This window comes from Acrocarpospora corrugata (genome assembly GCF_009687845.1).
Lineage (GTDB): Bacteria > Actinomycetota > Actinomycetes > Streptosporangiales > Streptosporangiaceae > Acrocarpospora > Acrocarpospora corrugata.
The window spans coordinates 20,567-37,546 of record NZ_BLAD01000043.1 but is presented as its reverse complement, the minus strand read 5'-3'; the positions used below and the strand labels follow the sequence as shown (position 1 = coordinate 37,546).

15 protein-coding genes are annotated in these 16,980 nt (G+C 68.8%); 8 read left to right on the top strand and 7 right to left on the bottom strand.

Annotated elements, in window-relative coordinates; all coding sequences use genetic code 11:
• Window positions 1-58: 58 nt before the first annotated feature.
• Window positions 59-1,909: a hypothetical protein gene (locus Acor_RS10780; RefSeq protein WP_155336452.1), complete on the bottom strand. Its 1,851-nt coding sequence runs from the start codon at window positions 1,907-1,909 to the stop codon at window positions 59-61.
• Between Acor_RS10780 and Acor_RS10775 the strand changes: the two genes are divergently transcribed.
• The gene (locus Acor_RS10775; RefSeq protein WP_155336451.1) at window positions 1,902-2,273 is read left to right on the top strand and encodes a hypothetical protein; all 372 of its coding nucleotides are present in this window, start codon (window positions 1,902-1,904) and stop codon (window positions 2,271-2,273) included. The genes Acor_RS10780 and Acor_RS10775 overlap by 8 nt on opposite strands.
• 522 nt (window positions 2,274-2,795) lie before the next feature.
• Here the strand turns inward: Acor_RS10775 and Acor_RS10770 are convergent.
• Window positions 2,796-3,671, bottom strand: coding sequence for a LuxR C-terminal-related transcriptional regulator (locus tag Acor_RS10770; protein WP_155336450.1), 876 nt, complete (start codon window positions 3,669-3,671; stop codon window positions 2,796-2,798).
• Window positions 3,672-3,862: 191 nt separating this feature from the next.
• Here Acor_RS10770 and Acor_RS10765 point away from each other — a divergent pair, with 191 nt between their 5' ends.
• Window positions 3,863-6,034: a helicase-associated domain-containing protein gene (locus tag Acor_RS10765; RefSeq protein ID WP_155336449.1), complete on the top strand. Its 2,172-nt coding sequence runs from the start codon at window positions 3,863-3,865 to the stop codon at window positions 6,032-6,034.
• A gap of 30 nt (window positions 6,035-6,064) precedes the next feature.
• Here the strand turns inward: Acor_RS10765 and Acor_RS10760 are convergent, their stop codons facing one another.
• Window positions 6,065-7,630 (bottom strand): glycosyl hydrolase family 18 protein, encoded by a 1,566-nt coding sequence (locus Acor_RS10760; RefSeq protein ID WP_218034214.1) that lies wholly within the window; start codon window positions 7,628-7,630, stop codon window positions 6,065-6,067.
• Window positions 7,631-7,818: 188 nt separating this feature from the next.
• On the opposite strand from Acor_RS10760, the gene Acor_RS10755 reads away from it, so the two are divergent.
• On the top strand, window positions 7,819-8,175 hold the full coding sequence (locus Acor_RS10755) for a hypothetical protein (protein ID WP_155336447.1): 357 nt from the start codon (window positions 7,819-7,821) through the stop codon (window positions 8,173-8,175).
• Here Acor_RS10755 and Acor_RS10750 read toward each other — a convergent pair.
• Both Acor_RS10750 and Acor_RS10745 read right to left on the bottom strand, forming a co-directional pair.
• On the bottom strand, window positions 8,172-8,630 hold the full coding sequence (locus tag Acor_RS10750; RefSeq protein WP_155336446.1) for a hypothetical protein: 459 nt from the start codon (window positions 8,628-8,630) through the stop codon (window positions 8,172-8,174). The genes Acor_RS10755 and Acor_RS10750 overlap by 4 nt on opposite strands.
• Before the next feature lie 97 nt (window positions 8,631-8,727).
• Window positions 8,728-9,462: a GntR family transcriptional regulator gene (locus tag Acor_RS10745; protein ID WP_246238564.1), complete on the bottom strand. Its 735-nt coding sequence runs from the start codon at window positions 9,460-9,462 to the stop codon at window positions 8,728-8,730.
• 136 nt (window positions 9,463-9,598) lie between these two features.
• Here Acor_RS10745 and Acor_RS10740 point away from each other — a divergent pair, with 136 nt between their 5' ends.
• The 5 genes from Acor_RS10740 (at window position 9,599) to Acor_RS10720 (ending at window position 15,489) form a co-directional block, all read left to right on the top strand.
• Window positions 9,599-10,870, top strand: a complete 1,272-nt coding sequence (locus tag Acor_RS10740) for an extracellular solute-binding protein (RefSeq protein WP_155336445.1) — start codon at window positions 9,599-9,601, stop codon at window positions 10,868-10,870.
• A 148-nt stretch (window positions 10,871-11,018) separates the two neighbouring features.
• Window positions 11,019-11,906 (top strand): carbohydrate ABC transporter permease, encoded by an 888-nt coding sequence (locus Acor_RS10735; RefSeq protein WP_155336444.1) that lies wholly within the window; start codon window positions 11,019-11,021, stop codon window positions 11,904-11,906.
• On the top strand, window positions 11,903-12,727 hold the full coding sequence (locus Acor_RS10730) for a carbohydrate ABC transporter permease (RefSeq protein ID WP_155336443.1): 825 nt from the start codon (window positions 11,903-11,905) through the stop codon (window positions 12,725-12,727). The genes Acor_RS10735 and Acor_RS10730 overlap by 4 nt, the downstream gene beginning before the upstream one ends.
• Before the next feature lie 18 nt (window positions 12,728-12,745).
• The gene (locus Acor_RS10725) at window positions 12,746-14,035 is read left to right on the top strand and encodes a beta-N-acetylhexosaminidase (protein ID WP_155336442.1); all 1,290 of its coding nucleotides are present in this window, start codon (window positions 12,746-12,748) and stop codon (window positions 14,033-14,035) included.
• 32 nt (window positions 14,036-14,067) lie between these two features.
• Complete coding sequence (locus Acor_RS10720) at window positions 14,068-15,489, top strand: cellulose binding domain-containing protein (protein ID WP_155336441.1); 1,422 nt, start codon at window positions 14,068-14,070, stop codon at window positions 15,487-15,489.
• 45 nt (window positions 15,490-15,534) lie between these two features.
• Here the strand turns inward: Acor_RS10720 and Acor_RS10715 are convergent, their stop codons facing one another.
• Together Acor_RS10715 and Acor_RS10710 are read right to left on the bottom strand one after the other, a co-directional pair.
• Window positions 15,535-16,227 carry a DNA alkylation repair protein gene (locus Acor_RS10715; protein ID WP_155336440.1) on the bottom strand — a complete coding sequence of 231 codons (693 nt, stop codon included), beginning with the start codon at window positions 16,225-16,227 and terminating at the stop codon, window positions 15,535-15,537.
• A complete protein-coding gene (locus Acor_RS10710; RefSeq protein ID WP_155336439.1) occupies window positions 16,224-16,919 on the bottom strand; it encodes a TetR/AcrR family transcriptional regulator in 696 nt (231 codons plus the stop codon). Before Acor_RS10710 ends, Acor_RS10715 begins: the two co-directional genes overlap by 4 nt.
• Window positions 16,920-16,980: the final 61 nt, after the last annotated feature.

Sequence of the window (16,980 nt, the reverse complement as noted above, 5' to 3'; positions counted from 1 at the left end):
GGAGCCGCCTGCTCCTCTCGCACCTCCAGGCGGACGGGGGCTGAGTCGGCAGTCACGGTTACCTGGACTTTTTGCGCTGAGATGAGCTGCTGCGTCTGGACGTGGTAATGGTCGGCGGTTTGTCGGGGACGCGTGGGGTCGTGCTGGTCGTGGTCGAGGTGGTGGTGGTCGTGCTGGACCGTGGGCGGGTCGGGACGGGTACGGGCGAGATGACGGAAGTGCTGCGCTTGACCTTCGTGAGCGGGCTCTCCGTGACCTTCCGAGCGCTGGCGCCGGAGATGGGTGACGGCCGCGCAGGGCCTTGTGCCGCCAGTTCTTCGGCCGATGTCAGTTGCACGCCCGTGCCTAGATAGTCCTGGAAATCCTGGTCTGGGCCGGCCGGTGGCGGCACGGGTGAGGATGGGAGCGGTTCCGCGTCGTCCCCGCTCGACGCGTATCCGGTGTCGTCGGTGATTTTGCGGCCCTTCACGTGGGCGAAGGCGTTCATCAGTGGTCCCAGGCCGACGGGGTGGGCCAACGCGGCCTCCACCTCCTTCGGCCGCTCGGTCAGGCTGCCGCCGTACAGCCGGGTGAGTGGCTCCTTCTTGGCCAGGAACAGGGGCGGGGGCCATGGGTAGGTGGTCATGTGCGTGGCCAGCATGCGGTCGAAGACTCCCGGCCACACGTCCTGCAGGACCATCCAGCATTTGATGCGGCAGAGCTTTGCGACGCCCAGCTTGGCGCCTTTCGGGTGGTTGAGGGAGATGGCCAGCGCCTGCATTTCGGCATGCATCTCCTGCTCGTGATCCTGGTCCCCCGCCACTGGCAGGGCGCTGTTGTAGCCGATGACCCGGATTCGGCCCTGGCTCTGCTCCAGCGTTCTGAGGAAGGCGACGGTTTTGCGCAGCCGGGCTTGGAAGCGGGCTTTCGCCCGGCTGGTCGGCTGGGCTTCGGGGCTCAGGCGGGACGTCATCAGCCGCGTCAGTTCCGCCAGTTGCGCCTCGGCGGCCGAGCCCACGGCCCGGGAGGCGCGCAGCAGGGCCTCCAGGTCCTCCGCCATGAGGCCGTCCGGCCGGTTGGCGGTGATGCCCGATCTCGCGGCCTTTGTGAGTATCGCGACGCACACTCGGTCGCCCTTGAGCGAGGTGAGCACGTCGGCCAGCCGGTCGAGCGAGCGGTCGTAGTCGAGCTCCGGCAGTCCGGCCATCTCTCTCAGCCATTCTTGGTGGGAGCGGTGTTCCCGCAGGAGCCTGGTCTGCAGGTCGCTCACCCGCTTCTCCATGAATTTCGTGGCCGCTGCGGCCGCCTGCCGGTAGTCGCGATACCCGGCGGCTTTCGTCGTCGCCATCTCGATGGGCGCCGTGTCCGGCAATGCCTGCCCGTCCCGGAGCATCGCGAGCTGCATGTAGAAGTCCTCGAACAGGCCTGCCTTCCGCAGATGGGCGTCCAATGGGACCAGTTCCTCGTCGAACGCCTCGTTGTCGCGGCCTTTCGTCCAGTAGAGCTCGGCCAGCAGGTTGGCCCTGTCGGTCTCGGTCAGGTTCAGGGATCTGCCGATGGCCCGCCACAGGGTCGCGGACTGCCATATCAGCGGGCCGAGGTCGGCCAGTGAGTCGGAGGCGACCCTGCGGGCCTGGGCGAGCCAGTACTGGGCCATCGGCGCGTCCGGGGAGTGCGGAGACGCGGGCGCTTCCAGCAGATCCGCCGTCAGCTCCTCGTTTCGGGTGGTGAAATCCACGAAGTCGGCGAAATTCGCGAACGGCCCATGCTCTCGCAGCGCTTGATACCGGGGCCGGACTGCGGATGGCCGGGGGCCTGCGGACACGAGACGGAACGGCCCGTCCCGGCTCACGTCGTCGTCTCCGGCCGGCTCGGTCGTGAAGTCCTCGCCAAGGCCGGTAGTGCAGTCCCTGAACGGACGGATGGACAAATCGGTCGTGGAACTCCTAGGCGGACCGAACGAGAAGTCGCTCCTGGAGCTCCTAGACGGGCGCAACGTGAAATCGGTCGTGGAGTCCTCGCCAAAGCCAGCCGTGACGTCCCTGGACGGACCGATGGACAAATCGGTCGTGGAACTCCTAGGCGGACCGATCGAGAAGTCGCTCCTGGAGCTCCTGGACGGGCGCAACGTGAAGTCGCTCGTGGAGTCTCTGGGTATCCCGGGCGTGAACTTGTCGGGTGGGGATTCGGGAATGACCTCGAAGTCGTCGTCCCAAGGGGTCGTGGGGCAGCCGTTCGGGAGAAGACGGGCGATGGGGGGTCCTCTCGCGCTGGGAGGCTGGGGGCCGGGATGAGTGGCAGTGGGGCGTAGCGGCTGCGGGAGGTCGGCGTCATGGTCATGCGCCTGGGGGGCAAGGGCGGAGGTGGCGGTGCCGAGGTGGTGGGGACCAGCGTCAAGGGGGTGTAGCGGCCGGTCGGCGCTTTCGATTTGCGCCTCTGGCGCTGCTTCGTCGGCTGGGTCCGGTATTTCGGCGCCACCAGCCCGAACGGCCGCGACGAACGCGGCGACTCCACCCGAAGCGGGGACGGCTCCGGCGGGCCCGGCCTGGCGGGCCACTCGGAAAGGCTGGACAGTCGTCCGGAACCCTCCGCGGGCTTGCGTTTCTCGTATCGGGATGACTTCTTGGGCCCGGTCGAAAGCGGCCCTCCCAGGAAGTCCGGCTCCAGCAGCTTTCTCTTCTGCGGCTCGTACGGCGTCGACATGTCGCGAACCCCCAGTGACTCACGGCCCCGATATCCACCCCATGGTCTTCGGCCCGAACGGCGACGGACCTACTGCCGTGGTGATAGTTCGCGCCGAGAACCCGCCGCCCAGGTCAGGAGGCTCCGTCGCGGGGGCGCTCCACCAGGCCGAGGCGATGCGAGATGATCAGCGCTTCCGACCGGGTCCGAGCCCCCAGCCGCAGGAACAGGCGGGCCTGCACGCTCTCCACCGTCTTCGCGGTGATGCCCAGCCGCCGCGCGGTCTGCCCGATCGTGTGGCCGAGCGCGATCGAGCTGAGCACGTCCCGCTCCCGGGCGGTGAGCTCGGGCGGATGCGCGGGCATGCCGGTCGTGAACGCGTCCAGGCAGAGGGCGGTCATCGTGAAGTAGCCCCGGCACATGAGCGACAACATCCCGCACAGATCCTCGGGCACGTCCTCCCGCCACACCAGCGCCCGCGCGCCGTGCCGGACCGCCTCCCCGACCGCCGCCAGATCCGGCGGCGCCGAGCAGACCACCAGCGTGGGCGCGCCCAGCTGGGCCGGCAGCCGCCAGTCGCCGGGGTCCGGGTCGATCAGCACCGCCGCCAGCGTGCCCCGCCGCCACTGCAGCCAGTGCGCGCCCGCGGCGTCCCGGAGCACCGCGAAGGACTGCCCGCAGCCGACCAGCGTCTCGGCCACCCGATCCCGGCCGGCTCCGGGGCGCGCGTGCACGATCACCACCTCAGGCCGGGTACGGCCGTTGTCCGGCAGTGGCCGATGATGATCGAAGAACCCCAGCGAGATGGCCTTCGCGACCGCGTGCGCCTGGCTCACCACGCCGAGTTTCCGGTAGATCCCGCGCTTGCACGCCTCCACCGCGCAGGTCGTGACGCCGAGCGACGCCGCGATCCGCGCCGTGCTCAGCCCCGACCCGAGCAGGTTGAGCACCGTCAGCTCCGAGGAGGTCATCGCGACCTCGGTTCCCGGTTTTTCCAACGTCCTGTCCATGTGCACGTCCCGACCCCTGGGATGCGACCAGCTGGAAACTGACGCCTATGCCGACTCGTGTCAAGTCCTGGGGTCATTGCGCAACATCGACCTGCGAAGATCCATGAACGCTTCATGGTCACCAAGAGGTCCGCGAAACCATGGAACGGGACAGGGCCTTGATCTCAACGCGGATTGGCTAGGCTGCGGCGATGAGCACAGAGCGCCGATTGGCCGCGTGGCTGAAGGCGAAGAGCGCGGCCGAGCTCCGGCTGTTCCTGACCCGGGCCGGTTTCCCCGGCGAGACGGATGTCACCCCGAACCAGCTCGCCCGGTTGCTGCTCCAGCACCATATGACCCTCGCGCTGGTCAGGTTCTGCACGCTGCCCCAGACCCAGACGCTGGCGGCCGTGGCCTGGCTGGCCAAACACCATCACGGCGCGCAGCGCGGCTATCACTGGCACGACGGGGACCCGGCCGACCGCGCCGTACCGCGATCGGAGGTGATCGACCTGCTCGCCGGGGCCGATCGGGAGCTCCGGACCGAAGCCGAGGCGACGCTGGACGCGCTGGCCGAGCTGGCGCTGGTGCTCCCGCCGCACGGGAAACAGGTGATCGTGCCCGCCGGGGTGCAGCTGAGCCTGGCCGACGCGGCCGGCCTGGGCCGCCCGGCCGCCCAGCTCCTGACGGCGCACTTCAACGCCCCCGAGGTGCACCGGATCGCTGTCGCGCTGGGCTTCCCGAAGGCGTCGCTGCGGGACAACGCCCAGCGTGACATCGTCGGGCTGCTGGCCGATCCCGTCCGGGTGCGCGCCCTGCTCGACGAAGCTCCCGCGTCCGTCCTGGCGCACCTGAACGACATCATCCGGCACGGATCGCGGGTCCGCACGCACGTCTATCACGGCTCCTACGGCTACCTCCCGAATCCCAAGATCAGATTCCGGGACGGCGGCTCGGGCAGCCCGGACACCGACTGGCTGGCCGTGCGGGGACTGCTGCTTCCGGCCGGGACGGAGGACCTGGCCGAGGTGCCGATCGAGGTCGCCACCGCCGTGCTCGGCGGCCCGCGCGTGCCGTTCCACCCCCGGCCGCCGCAGCCGCCGACCGGCCTGGCCGACGCGCCCCGGGCCGACGGCTCCGCCCAGGCCGCCGCCACCACCGCGGTCTCCCAGATCGAGCGGCTGCTCGCCGCCTGCGCCGACCAGCCGCTCGCCCTGCGCAAGTCCGGGGGCGTGGCGGTACGGGACACCAAACGCGCCGCCAAAGCCGCCGGAATACCGGAGGACCTTGCCAGGTTCTGGCTGGATCTCGCCACCCAGGCCCGGCTCCTCGGCCTGCACGCGGAAGCCGTCAAACGCCCCAAAGGCCACCGGGGCAAGCTGCCCGACCCCATCGTGAACCTGCTCCCGACCCGCGCGTACGACACCTGGCTGGAGCGGCCTCCGGCCGAGCGGCTGGTCCCGATCATCGCCACCTGGGCCACCATCCCGGCGACCTACATCTACTGGCCCTTCGAGGAGACGCCCGTCGCCCTCACAGAACCCGACGACCCGTACGCGGTCGGCACCCGTTACGCCCTGCTGGAGGCGCTGGCCGCGCTGCCGCCTGGCAAGGGCGGCGGCGCGCGGGCGATGCCGTACCTGATCGCCTGCGCGAACTGGCACCGACCGCACGGCGCCCATCCGGAGGTGGAGGCGCAGCTCACCGCCGTCCTGCGGGAGGCGGAACTGCTCGGGGCGGTCGCCGGGGGCACGCTCACCGAGGTCGGCCGTGCCGTCCTGGAGTTGCTCAGATCCGGCCAGGCGTGGACGGCGCCGGACGCCGCGCTGACCGCCGCGCTGGCCGCGACGTTACCGCCGCCGCAGAACACCGTCCTGTTCCAGGCCGACCTGACCGCGGTCGTGCGGGGCCTGCCGACCGGCGAACTGGCCGCCCTGCTGGACGAGAGCGCCGACCGGGAGTCGGAGGGCCACGCGGTGGTCTGGCGGTTCGGCCCGGCGACCGTGCGCCGCGCGCTCGACAACGGGCGCGAGGCCGGCGACCTGCTCGACCGGCTCGCCGCGGTGTCCGGTTCCGCGCTGCCGCAGCCGCTCGAATACCTGATCAAGGACGTGGGCCGCACCCACGGCCGGATGCGGGTGGTCCGCTCCGGCTGCTGCGTACGCTCCGACGACGAGACCCTCATCGACGAACTGGCGCGAACCCGGGTCCTGGCCAAACTCGGCCTGCGCAAGATCGCGCCCACGGTTCTGATCAGCTCCGCCGGCGAGCAGGAGACCCTCGCCGGACTGCGGAGCGCCGGCTACACGCCGGTCCTGGAGGCCGAGACCGGCGCGACGGTCATCGAGCGGCCCGCCCGGCTGCGGGCCCCGGCCCGGCGGTGACCGCTCCCCCGGAGCGGTCACCGCGCGACGTCACCGGCCCTGGAGCGCCTTGACGTTGTCGCCGAAGGTCCAGTTCCTGGAACCGTCCCAGTTGATGGACCAGGTCATCAGGCCCTTCAGGCTGCCGTTGAAAGCGTTCCAGCTCTGCGACACCAGGGACGGCGTCATGTAGCCGCCGCCCGCGCCGGACTGGGCGGGCAGGCCGGGCACCTGCTTGTCGTACGGGACCCGGATCGTGGTGCCCTGGATGACCAGGCCGTTGTTGAGGCAGGTGGTCTGGGCGGTGAAGCCCTGCACGGTGCCGGCCGAGTAGGAGTCTCCCGCGCAGCCGTACATGGAGCCGTTGTAGTACTGCATGTTCAGCCACCACAGGCGGCCGTTGTCGGCGTACTTCTTGATGATCGGCAGGTAGGCGCCCCAGATGGAGCCGTAGACCACGCTGCCGCCCGTGACGTACGCCGTCTCGGGAGCCATAGTCAGGCCGAAGTTGGCGGGCATCTGGGCGAGTACGCCGTCGATGATGCGGATAAGGTTGGCCTGCGACGCCGACAGCTGGGTGATGCTGCCGCTGCCGGTCAGGCCGGTCTCGATGTCGATGTCGATGCCGTCGAAGTTGTACTGGCGCAGGATCGGCACGATGGTGGCGATGAAGCGGTCGGCGACCGTGCTGGAGTTGAGGTCGATGCCCGCGGTCGCGCCGCCGATGGACATCAGGATGGTGGCGCCCGCGGCCTTGGCGGCGCACATCTCGGCGGGGGTGGCGACCTTGACGGTGGCGTCCATGCCGTCCTGCCAGAGCGCGGTGCCGTCAGAGCGGATGACCGGGAACGCGGCGTTGATCACGTTGTAGCCGTGCGCCTTGATCCGGGCGTCGGTGATCGGGATCCAGCCGAGCGGCGGGTGCACGCCGTTCGACGCGCCGTCCCAGTTCTCCCAGTAACCCTGGAGAACCTTGCCGGTCGGCCTGGACTTCACGGCGCAGGTGCCGCCCGTCGGGGAGGGCGACGGCGACGGGGAGACGGACGGCGAAGGAGAGGGCGAGGGCGAGACGGGCGGGGACGGCGAGGGAGACGGGGACCGCGACGGGGACGGGGAGGGAGAGGGCGATGCCGTTCCGCCGGGGCCGTCGAAGCTGATGTCGTCGGCGTTGTAGGTGCCCTGGCCGTACCAGCCGTGCACGTAGACCTGCGCTGTGGTCTGACCCGCCGCGGTGGTGAAGGAGAGCGTCAGCTGCTGGTAGGCCGCCGCCGACGTCCAGGTGGCGGGTCCTCCGTTCACGCCCAGGTAGACGTAGTTGCCGCGGACCCACGCGGTGACCGTGTACGCGGTGCTCGGCCGGACGCTCACCGTCTGGGTGCACTTGGCGTTGTCCGACGCGCTCGCCGCGCCCGAGAGCGCCCGGGTGCCGGTGCGCACCGGCGTGCTGACCACCGACCCGAGCCCACCGGTGCAGGACCACGGCGAGAGGGATCCGGTCTCGAAACCCGGATTGGCCAGCAGGTTGGCCGCGTAGGCCGACGTCTGGGACGCCAGGACGCCCAAGGCCGCCAGGAGTAAGGAGACTGCCATCGTCAGCAGCCGGGGGGTTCGCTTCATGAGAAACCCTTCTGTCGCCCGGGGGCATGACAAGTCACCGGGCATCGACATCGCGATGAGGTTGCGAGGCCACGGTGACTGAGGCTCGCGAGCAACAGTTCCTCGGATTATCTTCCAAGATCATGGTTAATGTCCATAACGAACTCCGGCAGCGGATAATTCGAGGACCCGACTTAGGAGACGCAGAAATGGATCCGACCGTGCTCGTGGCGCTCATCTCCGCTGTGCTGGGCGGGGCCGCAGGGGAAGCAGGCAAGGGGGCCTGGACTTCGCTGACCTCGCTGGTGCGGCAGCGGTTCGGTAAGGACTCCGCCGAGCTGGCGGTGCTGGACAGCGAGTCGGCGCCGGAGATCACGGCCGTCCTGACCGAGCGAGCCCAGTCCGATGCCGGGTTCGACGAAGAGCTGACGTCGTGGGCGGCCACGACCACGCGCGTCATCCAGCAGAGCCACAACGTGTCCAACACCATCAGCGGCAATGCCCGCATTCAGGGCACCGTCATTCAGGCCGGTGACTTGTTCGGCCCGATCAACCTGAACGGCTAAACGGCCGAATCCGATTTCAAGGCCAGGCACTCCGTCTCGCCTCGTGCCGCCATCCGGCCTTTGGACGGGGAGTAAATCGCGATCCTCGTCCGGAACTGGGTGCTCACGGCCACCCGCATGGCGAGGGTGCCCGGCACCTCGGTCATTTGGTACTTGGCCACCCCGTTCAGCGCGCTGATGAGCGAGGTGGCGACTTTCTGGGAATCGCCGGGGCCCTCTCCGGCGACGGCCTCGACGGAGTAGGTGCGGCGGTACTTGCCGTCGCCGCAGGGCACGTCCCTGCCGCCGGGGTCAGTGATCGTTATCTCCTTGGCCAGCGCATACCGGAAAGTCCGGTCGATGTGGCTCTTGAGTACCTGGCCGGCCTCGGTCGAGGTCGGTAACGGAGGGGCGTTATCCCCACATCCGGACAGTACGAATGCGACGAAAACAGCGATCGACAAGATCCGTGGCACGCGACGCGTCATCTGCCCCTCCGGCATTCGGCCCTTACATCGACCCCCCATAATGTCCGGGTAACGACACGTTCACGGCTGTTTCACCAAAACAAGGTCAGCCGGAATCGGCGTCGAAGTTCAGTTCCGACGTGACGCGGTAGCGGTCGCCCCGGTAGATGGACCGGGTGAACTCCACGATTCTGTGGTTCACATCTCTGGTGGTGCGCTCCACCATCAATGCCGGGAAATGCTCGGGAACGTGCAGGAGTTCGGCCTCCGTCTCGTCGGTCACCGTCGCCTCGATGGTCTGGACGGCGCTGCGCACGTCGATGCCGAAACGCTCGCGCAGGAAACGGTAGAACGAGCCGGACTCCATGTCCTCGGGAACCAGGCCGTCGACCAGCACGTGCGGCAGGTGCAGGCGCTCGATGGCCATCGGCTCGTCGTCGACGACACGGAGGCGTACCACCCGGAGGACCGGGGCGGCGGGGGCCAGCTGGAGGCGGCTGGCCAGCTGGGGGCCGGCGGGGGCGGAGCCGAACTCCAGGATGCGGCTGGCCCAGTGGCCTTCGGCGGGCGGAGCGTAGAACGAGCCACTCGGGGTGGCGGCGAGGGCCTGAGTGACGCGCTGGGGGCCGGTGAAGGTGCCGCGGCCGTGCTCCCGGACGAGGTGGCCGGAGCGGACCAGATCGTCGATGGCGGCGCGGAGAGTGGGACGGGAGACACCCAACTCCTTGCACAGGTCGCGTTCTGACGGGATGGCCTCGCCCGGCTTCTTGTCGGCGATGAAGTCGAGCAAGAAGTCACGCACCCGGTCGCGTTTCAGCCCGGCCCGCATGTTCAGAGTCACATCCTCGACCTTACCAGCTATTGACCAGTACGCCCATGTTAACGGTTGATAACAGCTCTTGACGGGCCAACTGGTTAAGACCACTCTACTCGCAGCAGGCAGATTGCTTACCAATATCTGACCACCGGGAGTACCGATGACGTCCCGCTTCCTTACCGCGACGGCGGTGCTGGCGCTTGCCGCCGGGCTGACCGCGTGCGGGTCCACACCAGAATCCACGACCACTCCGAACGCCGCCGCGGATCCGGTCAAACTGACCGTCTGGGTCATGCGGGATAGCTTCACCGACGGGGTCATCAGCCGCTTCAAGACCGGCTTCGAGGCCAGCCACCAGGGGACCACGCTGGACATCCAGATCCAGGAGTGGGACGGCATCGGCCAGAAGGTCACCAGCGCCCTGGCCAGCAACGACGCCCCCGACGTGATCGAGGTCGGCAACACCCAGGTGGCCGAGTACGCGGCCAGCGGCGGCGTGAAGGACCTCACCGACAAGGTCGCGGAACTGGGCGGCACCGACTGGATCCCGGGCCTGGCCGAACCGGGCAAGATCGACGGACGGCAGTACGGCATCCCGTGGTACGCGGCCAACCGGGTCGTCATCTACAACAAGGACCTGTTCGAGAAGGCCGGCGTCACGGCCGCGCCGAAGACGCGGGACGAGTGGATCGAGGTCACCACCAAGCTCAACAAGGGCGGCACCCAGGGCATCTACCTGCCCGGCCAGAACTGGTACACCCTGGCCGGATTCATCTGGGACGAGGGCGGCGACCTGGCCGTCAAGGAGGGCGACCAGTGGAAGGGCGCCCTCGACACACCGCAGGCGATCGCCGGGATCGGCTTCTACCAGCGGTTGCAGGCGCTCGGCGAGGGGCCGCGTGACTCCGACGAGGCCAAGCCGCCGCAGGCCGACGTGTTCGCCAAGGGCGACGTGGCGCAGCTGATCTCCTCCCCGGGCGGCGCGACCGCGATCGAGAAGGCCAATCCGGAACTGGCCGGGAAGCTGGGCTTCTTCCCGATTCCCGGGAAGACGGCCGACAAGCCGGGCGCGGTGTTCACCGGCGGCTCCGACCTGATCATCCCGGAGGCGTCCAGGAACCCCGACGCCGCGTACGAGGTGATCAAGGCGCTGGCCGGCGAGAAGTTCCAGCTCGACATGGCCAAGGAGATGTCGTACGTCCCGAACAAGGCGTCCTTCGCCGGCGTGCTGAGCGGCAGCGAGGGCGCGGCCGCGATGGCGATCGGCGCGACCAACGGGCACGCCACCCCGAACTCCGCCAACTGGGCGGCGGTCGAGGCGAAGAACGTCATCAAGGAATACCTGACCAAGGTTCTCACCGGCGGCGACGCGGCGGCCGAGTCCACCGCGGCCTCCCAGGTCATCACGGACATCCTCAACACCAAGTCCTAGCCGTAGGAGCGCGGCCCGCCCCTGAAGCGTGGCGGGCCGGCCTCCGCACGACCTCCCGAGGAAGCCCGTGTCCGCACCTCCCGTGGTCGCTCCCCGCCAGGAAAGTCCAGCGCCGCCCGTTTCCCGCAGGCGGCAGGGACGTCCTCGCATGCCCGGGCTGTGGCCGTACCTGCTCGTCGCCCCCACCGTGCTCGGGGCCGCGTACCTCCTGCTCTACCCGCTGCTGCGCAGTGTGGTGATCTCCTTCCAGCACTTCCGGACCGGCGAGCTGATCCGTGGCGGGGCGGCCTTCGTCGGTCTGGAGAACTACCAGGAGGTCCTCGGCAGCGGCGAGTTCTGGTCGGTGGTGTGGCGGACCCTCCTGTGGACGGCCGTCAACGTCGTGCTGATCATGGTGATCTCCACCCTCGTCGCGTTGATGATCGCCCGGCTGCGGAAACGCCTGCGGCTGGCCGTGATGAGTGGCCTGGTGCTCACCTGGGCGACGCCGGTCCTGGCGGCGACCACCATCTTCCAGTGGTTGTTCCAGTCGAGGCTGGGCGTGGTCAACTGGCTGCTGGCCACGCTCGGTCTCGAGTCCTTCCGGAGTTACACCTGGTTCGCGGACGGCACGTCCACCTTCGTCATCCTGGTCGTGCTGGTGGTCTGGCAGTCGGTGCCGTTCGCGGCCCTGACCCTCTACGCCGCGCTCACCACCATCCCGGCGGAGCTCTACGAATCGGCCAGGATCGACGGCGCGACCGGCTGGCAGATCTTCAGGAACGTCACCTTCCCCATCCTGCGGCCCCTGTTCGGGCTGATCACCTCGCTGGAGGTGATCTGGGTGTTCAAGTGCTTCGCCCAGATCTGGGCGATCAGCCGAGGCGGCCCGGACGGCGCCACCACCACCCTGCCGGTGTACGCCTTCCAGGTCGCCCAATCCCTGCACAAATACGACCTGGGCGCGGCCATCTCCACGCTGACCGTGCTGATCCTGGTCGCCGCCCTGATCACGCACCTGCGGCGGATGCTCCGGCACGAAGGAGACCAGCTGTGAGACTCCGGCGCCTCCCGCTCACCCTGGCCGCCCTGTCTGTCCTGATCGTCTCGGTCTTCCCCGTCTACTGGATGGTGCTGACCGCGTTCAAGCCCACCAGGGACATCCAGGCCGACACCCCCACGTTCTGGCCCAGTCATCCGACTCTCGACCATTTCGCCACCGCCATCAGCGCCGACGGCTTCGGCCTGTTCTGGCGCAACAGCCTGCTGGTCACGGTCAGCGCCGTGCTGGCCGCGATGGCCGTGGCGCTGCTCGCCGCGTTCGCGGTGGCGCGGATGCGGTGGCGGGGGCGGCGCGGCTTCATCCTGATGGTCTTCATCGCCCAGATGGCGCCCTGGGAGGCGCTGCTGATCTCGATGTTCATCATCGCCCGCGACACCGGCATGCTCGACAAGCTGTCCATGCTCAGCCTCATCTACTTCATGACGACGCTGCCGTTCACGATCGTCACGCTGCGCGGCTTCCTGGCGGCCATCCCGCCGGAGCTGGAGGAGGCCGCCCAGATGGACGGCGCGAGCCGGGTGGTGGCGTTCCGCCGGGTGGTCTTCCCGCTGCTGGCGCCGGGCCTGATGTCGACCTCGCTGTTCGGGTTCATCACCGCGTGGAACGAGTTCGCGTTCGCGAACGCGCTGATCATCAAGAACCAGGACGACCGCACGCTGCCGGTCTGGCTGTCGTCCTTCAGCAACATCTTCGGCACCGACTGGGGCGCCACGATGGCCGCCGCCACCCTCTTCATGCTGCCCGTCCTGCTCATCTTCCTCGTCCTGCAGCGCCGGGTGACCTCCGGGTTCACCGCGGGCGCGATCAAGGGCTGACCCTGAAGGGATCTTCACGTGATAATTCCGCGGCCCGGGAAACTGGCCGTCCTCGGGGGCACTGTCGCGTACGACCCTGAGCTCGTCCGGCTGGCCCCGCATGATCCGGCGCTCGGCCCGGAGGGCTACCGGCTGGACATTTCGCCCAACGCCATCGACCTCACCGCCGGCGGCGAGGCGGGCCGCTTCTACGGACGGCAGACCCTGGCCCTGTACGGCGACGCGCTCCCCCTCGGCACGATCGAGGACGCGCCGCGCTTCCCGTGGCGCGGGCTGATGCTGGATGTGGCCCGGCATTTCATGCCGAAGGAATTCATCCTCCGGATGGTCGACCTGCTCGCCCTGCACAAGCTGAACGTGCTGCAGCTGCATCTCACCGACGACCAGGGCTGGCGGTTGCAGATCAAGCGTCATCCCCGGCTGACCGAGGTGTCCGGCGAGCACTACACGCACGACGACATCCGGGAGATCGTCGCGTACGCGGCGGAGCGGCACGTCCGGATCATTCCCGAGATCGGGCTGCCGGGGCATGTGCAGGCCGCGCTCGCCGCGTACCCCCATCTGGGCAACGATCCCACCCGGCAGCTGGGCGTCTGGGACACCTGGGGGATCAGCCCGCACACCCTCAACCTGGAAGAGTCCACGATCGCCTTCTTCGAGGAGGTCCTAGACGAAGTAATCGAGATATTTCCGGACGAGTGCGTGCACGTGGGCGGGGACGAATGCCGTCCCGGCGAGTGGGAGCGCACCCCGCGCGCCCAGCAGCGGATCGGCGAACTGGGACTGCCCGGCGCGCACGCGGCCCGCGCCTGGATCACCGCTCGGATGGCCGAACACCTGCACCGCCGGGGCCGCCGGCTCGTCTACTGGCACGAGAAGGCCGACGGCCCGCCCGGCGCGACCACGATGACCTGGCTCGACGAGCAGAGCGGCCCGCTGGCCGCCCTGGAGGGCCGCGACGTCGTCCTAGCCCCACATATGCGGACATATCTCGACTACCCCGTGGAGCCGGAACCGGGCCCCTTCGCCCCCGACCGGGTGCTGCCGCTGGCCGAGACGTACCACTTCGACCCCCCGCCCGCCCCACCCCAGGCGACCGGCCGGATCATCGGCGTCCAGGCCCAGCTCTGGACCGAGTACATGCCCACCCCCGCCGACGTCGAGCGCCAGACCTTCCCCCGGCTCTGCGCCTTCGCCGAAGTGGCCTGGGGCTCGCCCCGGGACTATCCCGACTTCCTTCAGCGGCTCACCCCCCACCTGTCCAGGCTCGCCGCCCAGGGGATCAGGATCGGGCCGCTCATTCCCTAGACCTCGGGGGACTCGTTCCATCGAAAGGAAGAATGTTGTCCAGAAAGAAGTGGTTAGCCGGCGGACTGGTGTCCGCCCTCGCCCTCATCGGCTTGGTCGCCCTGCCGGCCAACGCCGCGACATCGGTCCGGCTGCAGTACAAGACCAGTGCCTCCGGCGCCACCGCCGACCAGGCCGAACCGTGGTTCAACCTGATCAACAACGGCACCACCGCGATCCCGCTGAGCGGCCTCAAGATCCGCTACTACTTCAAGGCCGACTCGGCCGCCCAGCAGTACCGTTTCGCCTGCTCCTGGGCGGTCGTGTCCTGCTCCACGGTCACCGGCGCCTTCGGCGCCATCTCCCCCGGCACCGCCACCGCCGACCGCTACCTGGAGGTCGGCTTCACCGCCGGCAGCCTGGCCGCCGGCGCCCAGTCGGGTGACATGCAGCTGCGCTTCTACCGGGCCGACTGGCAGCGCGTCACCCAGAGCGACGACTACTCCTTCGGCACCAGCACCTCCTACGCCGACTGGACGAAGGTGACCGTCTACCAGAACGGCGCCCTGCTCTGGGGCACCGCCCCGACCGGCGGCAACCCGTCCCCGTCGCCGTCGCCGACCGGCGGGTCCCCGTCGCCGTCCCCGAGCGGCCCCCCGCCCGGCGGCTCCGGCGTCGTGTTCGACGACTTCAGCTACGTCGACGCCAACGACACCAGCATCGCCTCACACAACTGGACGATCCGCACCAACCAGGGCGGCCCCGGCATCCCCGGCGCGACCTGGCCGAAGGGCAACATCTCCTTCCCCGTCGTCTCGGGCACCAACAAGGCGCTTCAGCTCAAGTCGGTCACCGACGGAACCTCGGCCGGCACCCAGCAGTCCGAAGTGCTGCACCAGCGCAAGTTCCTGGAGGGCACCTACGCGGCCAGGGTCAAGTTTTCCGACGCCCCGACCAGCGGCCCCGACGGCGACCACATCGTGCAGACCTTCTTCACGATCACCCCGCTCAACCAGGACCTCGACCCCAACTACAGCGAGCAGGACTTCGAGTACCTGCCCAACGGCGGCTGGGGCGAGCCAGCCAACATCATGTACGCCACATCCTGGGAGACCTACCGCAACGAGCCCTGGCTGGCCGTGAACGTGCACACCGAGAACCGGATCAGCTACGACGGCTGGCACGACCTGGTCCTCCAGGTCTCCGGCGGCCAGATCAAGTACTACATCGACGGCGCCCTGTTCGCCACCCACGGTGACATCTACTATCCCGAGACCGTCCAGTCGGTGAACTTCAACCTGTGGTTCATCAGCGGCGGCCTGCTCGGCAGCTCGACCCCCCGCACCTACCTGCAGCAGGTCGACTGGTTCTACCACTCCAAGAACGAGGTCGTCGCGCCCACCGAGGTCCTCAATCGGGTCAACTCCTACCGGACCGCCTCCACCCGCTGGGTCGACACCGTGCCCAACGCCTGATCCATCCGGTACGGCTCGCGCGTATTCGGGGCGCGCGAGCCGTTCCTATTCCGCCACGTTCTTGAGCGCCTCACGCCGGGACAGCCCGCTGATGCCGTGGTTGTTCACGTAGCGCACGACCTCCCGCGGGTCGGTCTTGGCGTATTCGCGCAGCGCCCACCCGATCGCCTTCCTGGCGAAGAAGTCGGTGTCGGACAGGCTCGGTTCGACGCACGCGTACAGCAGCCCGAGGTCGGTCCTGTCCTTGAAGGTGTTCTGGCACAGGATCGAGGTCCGCCGCTTCCACAGATCGGGGTCGCGGGCCCACTCCAGCATGGTGACCTTCATCGTCTCCGGGAACAGCCGCAGCAGCGTGCCGATCCGGTGCACGGCCAACTCGTCCACCAGGTCCCACCAGGCCCCGGTGACGATCATCTCCTCGTACATCGGCAGCGTGTACAGCGTCTGCCAGTCGCGGTACAGCCGCGACCCGGTCAGCTCAACCGCCGCATACCGCTCCTCGCGGTACTCGGCCTCCCGCCACAGCGTCAGCACGGCCTTGCGCCACTCCGGCGCCGACCCCAGCCGATGCTGGGCGAACACCTTGCGCAACGCGGTCTTGCGTGGCCCCGACTGCGCGCCGAGGAACGGCAGCGCCGACTTCATGTACGCGCGCATCGCCGGAGCCTTGGCCGGGTCGGCGACCTCGACCAGCGCCGACCTGACGGCCTCGACGAGGCTCTTGCCCTGGTGGCTCATGCCGACTGGCTGGTCCGCTCTCCGGTCGCGAGGCCGTCGAACAGAACCGTGACGTAGTGCTCGGCCAGCCCGGTGGTGTTGAGCCGGCCGCCGGGCCGGAACCAGCGCACGGCCACCCAGATGGTGTCGCGGATCATCCGGTAGGTCAGCTTGGGGTCGACGTCGCCGCGGAACTGGCCGAGGGCCTGGCCGCGCTTGATCTGCTCGACCCACATGCGCTCGACCTCGTCCTCGGCCTTCACCAGGTAGTCGAACCGGTTGTCGGGCAGCGAGCGCAGGTAGCTCCAGTCGTTCTGCATGACGGTGATCGCGGCACGGTGCGGTTCGAGGGTGCCGAAGCCGATCCGCACCATCTCCGACAGGACCGTGCGCGGGTCGCTCTCGGTCTGGAGCGCGCCGCGGTAGCGGGCGACCAGGTCTTCGAGGAAGGTGCGGAGCACCTCGTCGACGATGGTTTCCTTCGAGTCGAAATGGTGGTAGAGACTTCCGGAGAGAATGCCCGCCTCTTCCGCGATCTCGCGGACGGTGGTGGCTTGGAAGCCCTTGCGCGCGAAGAGCTCCGCGGCGAGTTTCACCAGGTGGTCGCGGCGCTCCGAGGCGGTGCCGGCCGTGCTGGTCCCCCGCTTGCCGCCGGTCTGGCGCTTCACCGGGGTCGTCGTGCCGGAGTTCTTTCGCGTGTTCACATGCTCCATTATGAGCCTCCGAGCAATGGCTTGTTCACGTAACCCTGCGGTGAGTCGCCTGCTCATCCCA

What these genes read in the sequence shown, in the direction of transcription:
- Acor_RS10720 (WP_155336441.1), top strand. Translation starts at nt 14,068, where the DNA reads ATGTTGTCCAGAAAGAAGTGGTTAGCCGGCGGACTGGTGTCCGCCCTC.
- Acor_RS10765 (WP_155336449.1), top strand. Translation starts at nt 3,863, where the DNA reads ATGAGCACAGAGCGCCGATTGGCCGCGTGGCTGAAGGCGAAGAGCGCG.
- Acor_RS10755 (WP_155336447.1), top strand. Translation starts at nt 7,819, where the DNA reads ATGGATCCGACCGTGCTCGTGGCGCTCATCTCCGCTGTGCTGGGCGGG.
- Acor_RS10775 (WP_155336451.1), top strand. Translation starts at nt 1,902, where the DNA reads ATGGACAAATCGGTCGTGGAACTCCTAGGCGGACCGAACGAGAAGTCG.
- Acor_RS10760 (WP_218034214.1), bottom strand. Translation starts at nt 7,630, where the DNA reads ATGAAGCGAACCCCCCGGCTGCTGACGATGGCAGTCTCCTTACTCCTG.
- Acor_RS10735 (WP_155336444.1), top strand. Translation starts at nt 11,019, where the DNA reads ATGCCCGGGCTGTGGCCGTACCTGCTCGTCGCCCCCACCGTGCTCGGG.
- Acor_RS10740 (WP_155336445.1), top strand. Translation starts at nt 9,599, where the DNA reads ATGACGTCCCGCTTCCTTACCGCGACGGCGGTGCTGGCGCTTGCCGCC.
- Acor_RS10770 (WP_155336450.1), bottom strand. Translation starts at nt 3,671, where the DNA reads ATGGACAGGACGTTGGAAAAACCGGGAACCGAGGTCGCGATGACCTCC.
- Acor_RS10710 (WP_155336439.1), bottom strand. Translation starts at nt 16,919, where the DNA reads ATGGAGCATGTGAACACGCGAAAGAACTCCGGCACGACGACCCCGGTG.
- Acor_RS10715 (WP_155336440.1), bottom strand. Translation starts at nt 16,227, where the DNA reads ATGAGCCACCAGGGCAAGAGCCTCGTCGAGGCCGTCAGGTCGGCGCTG.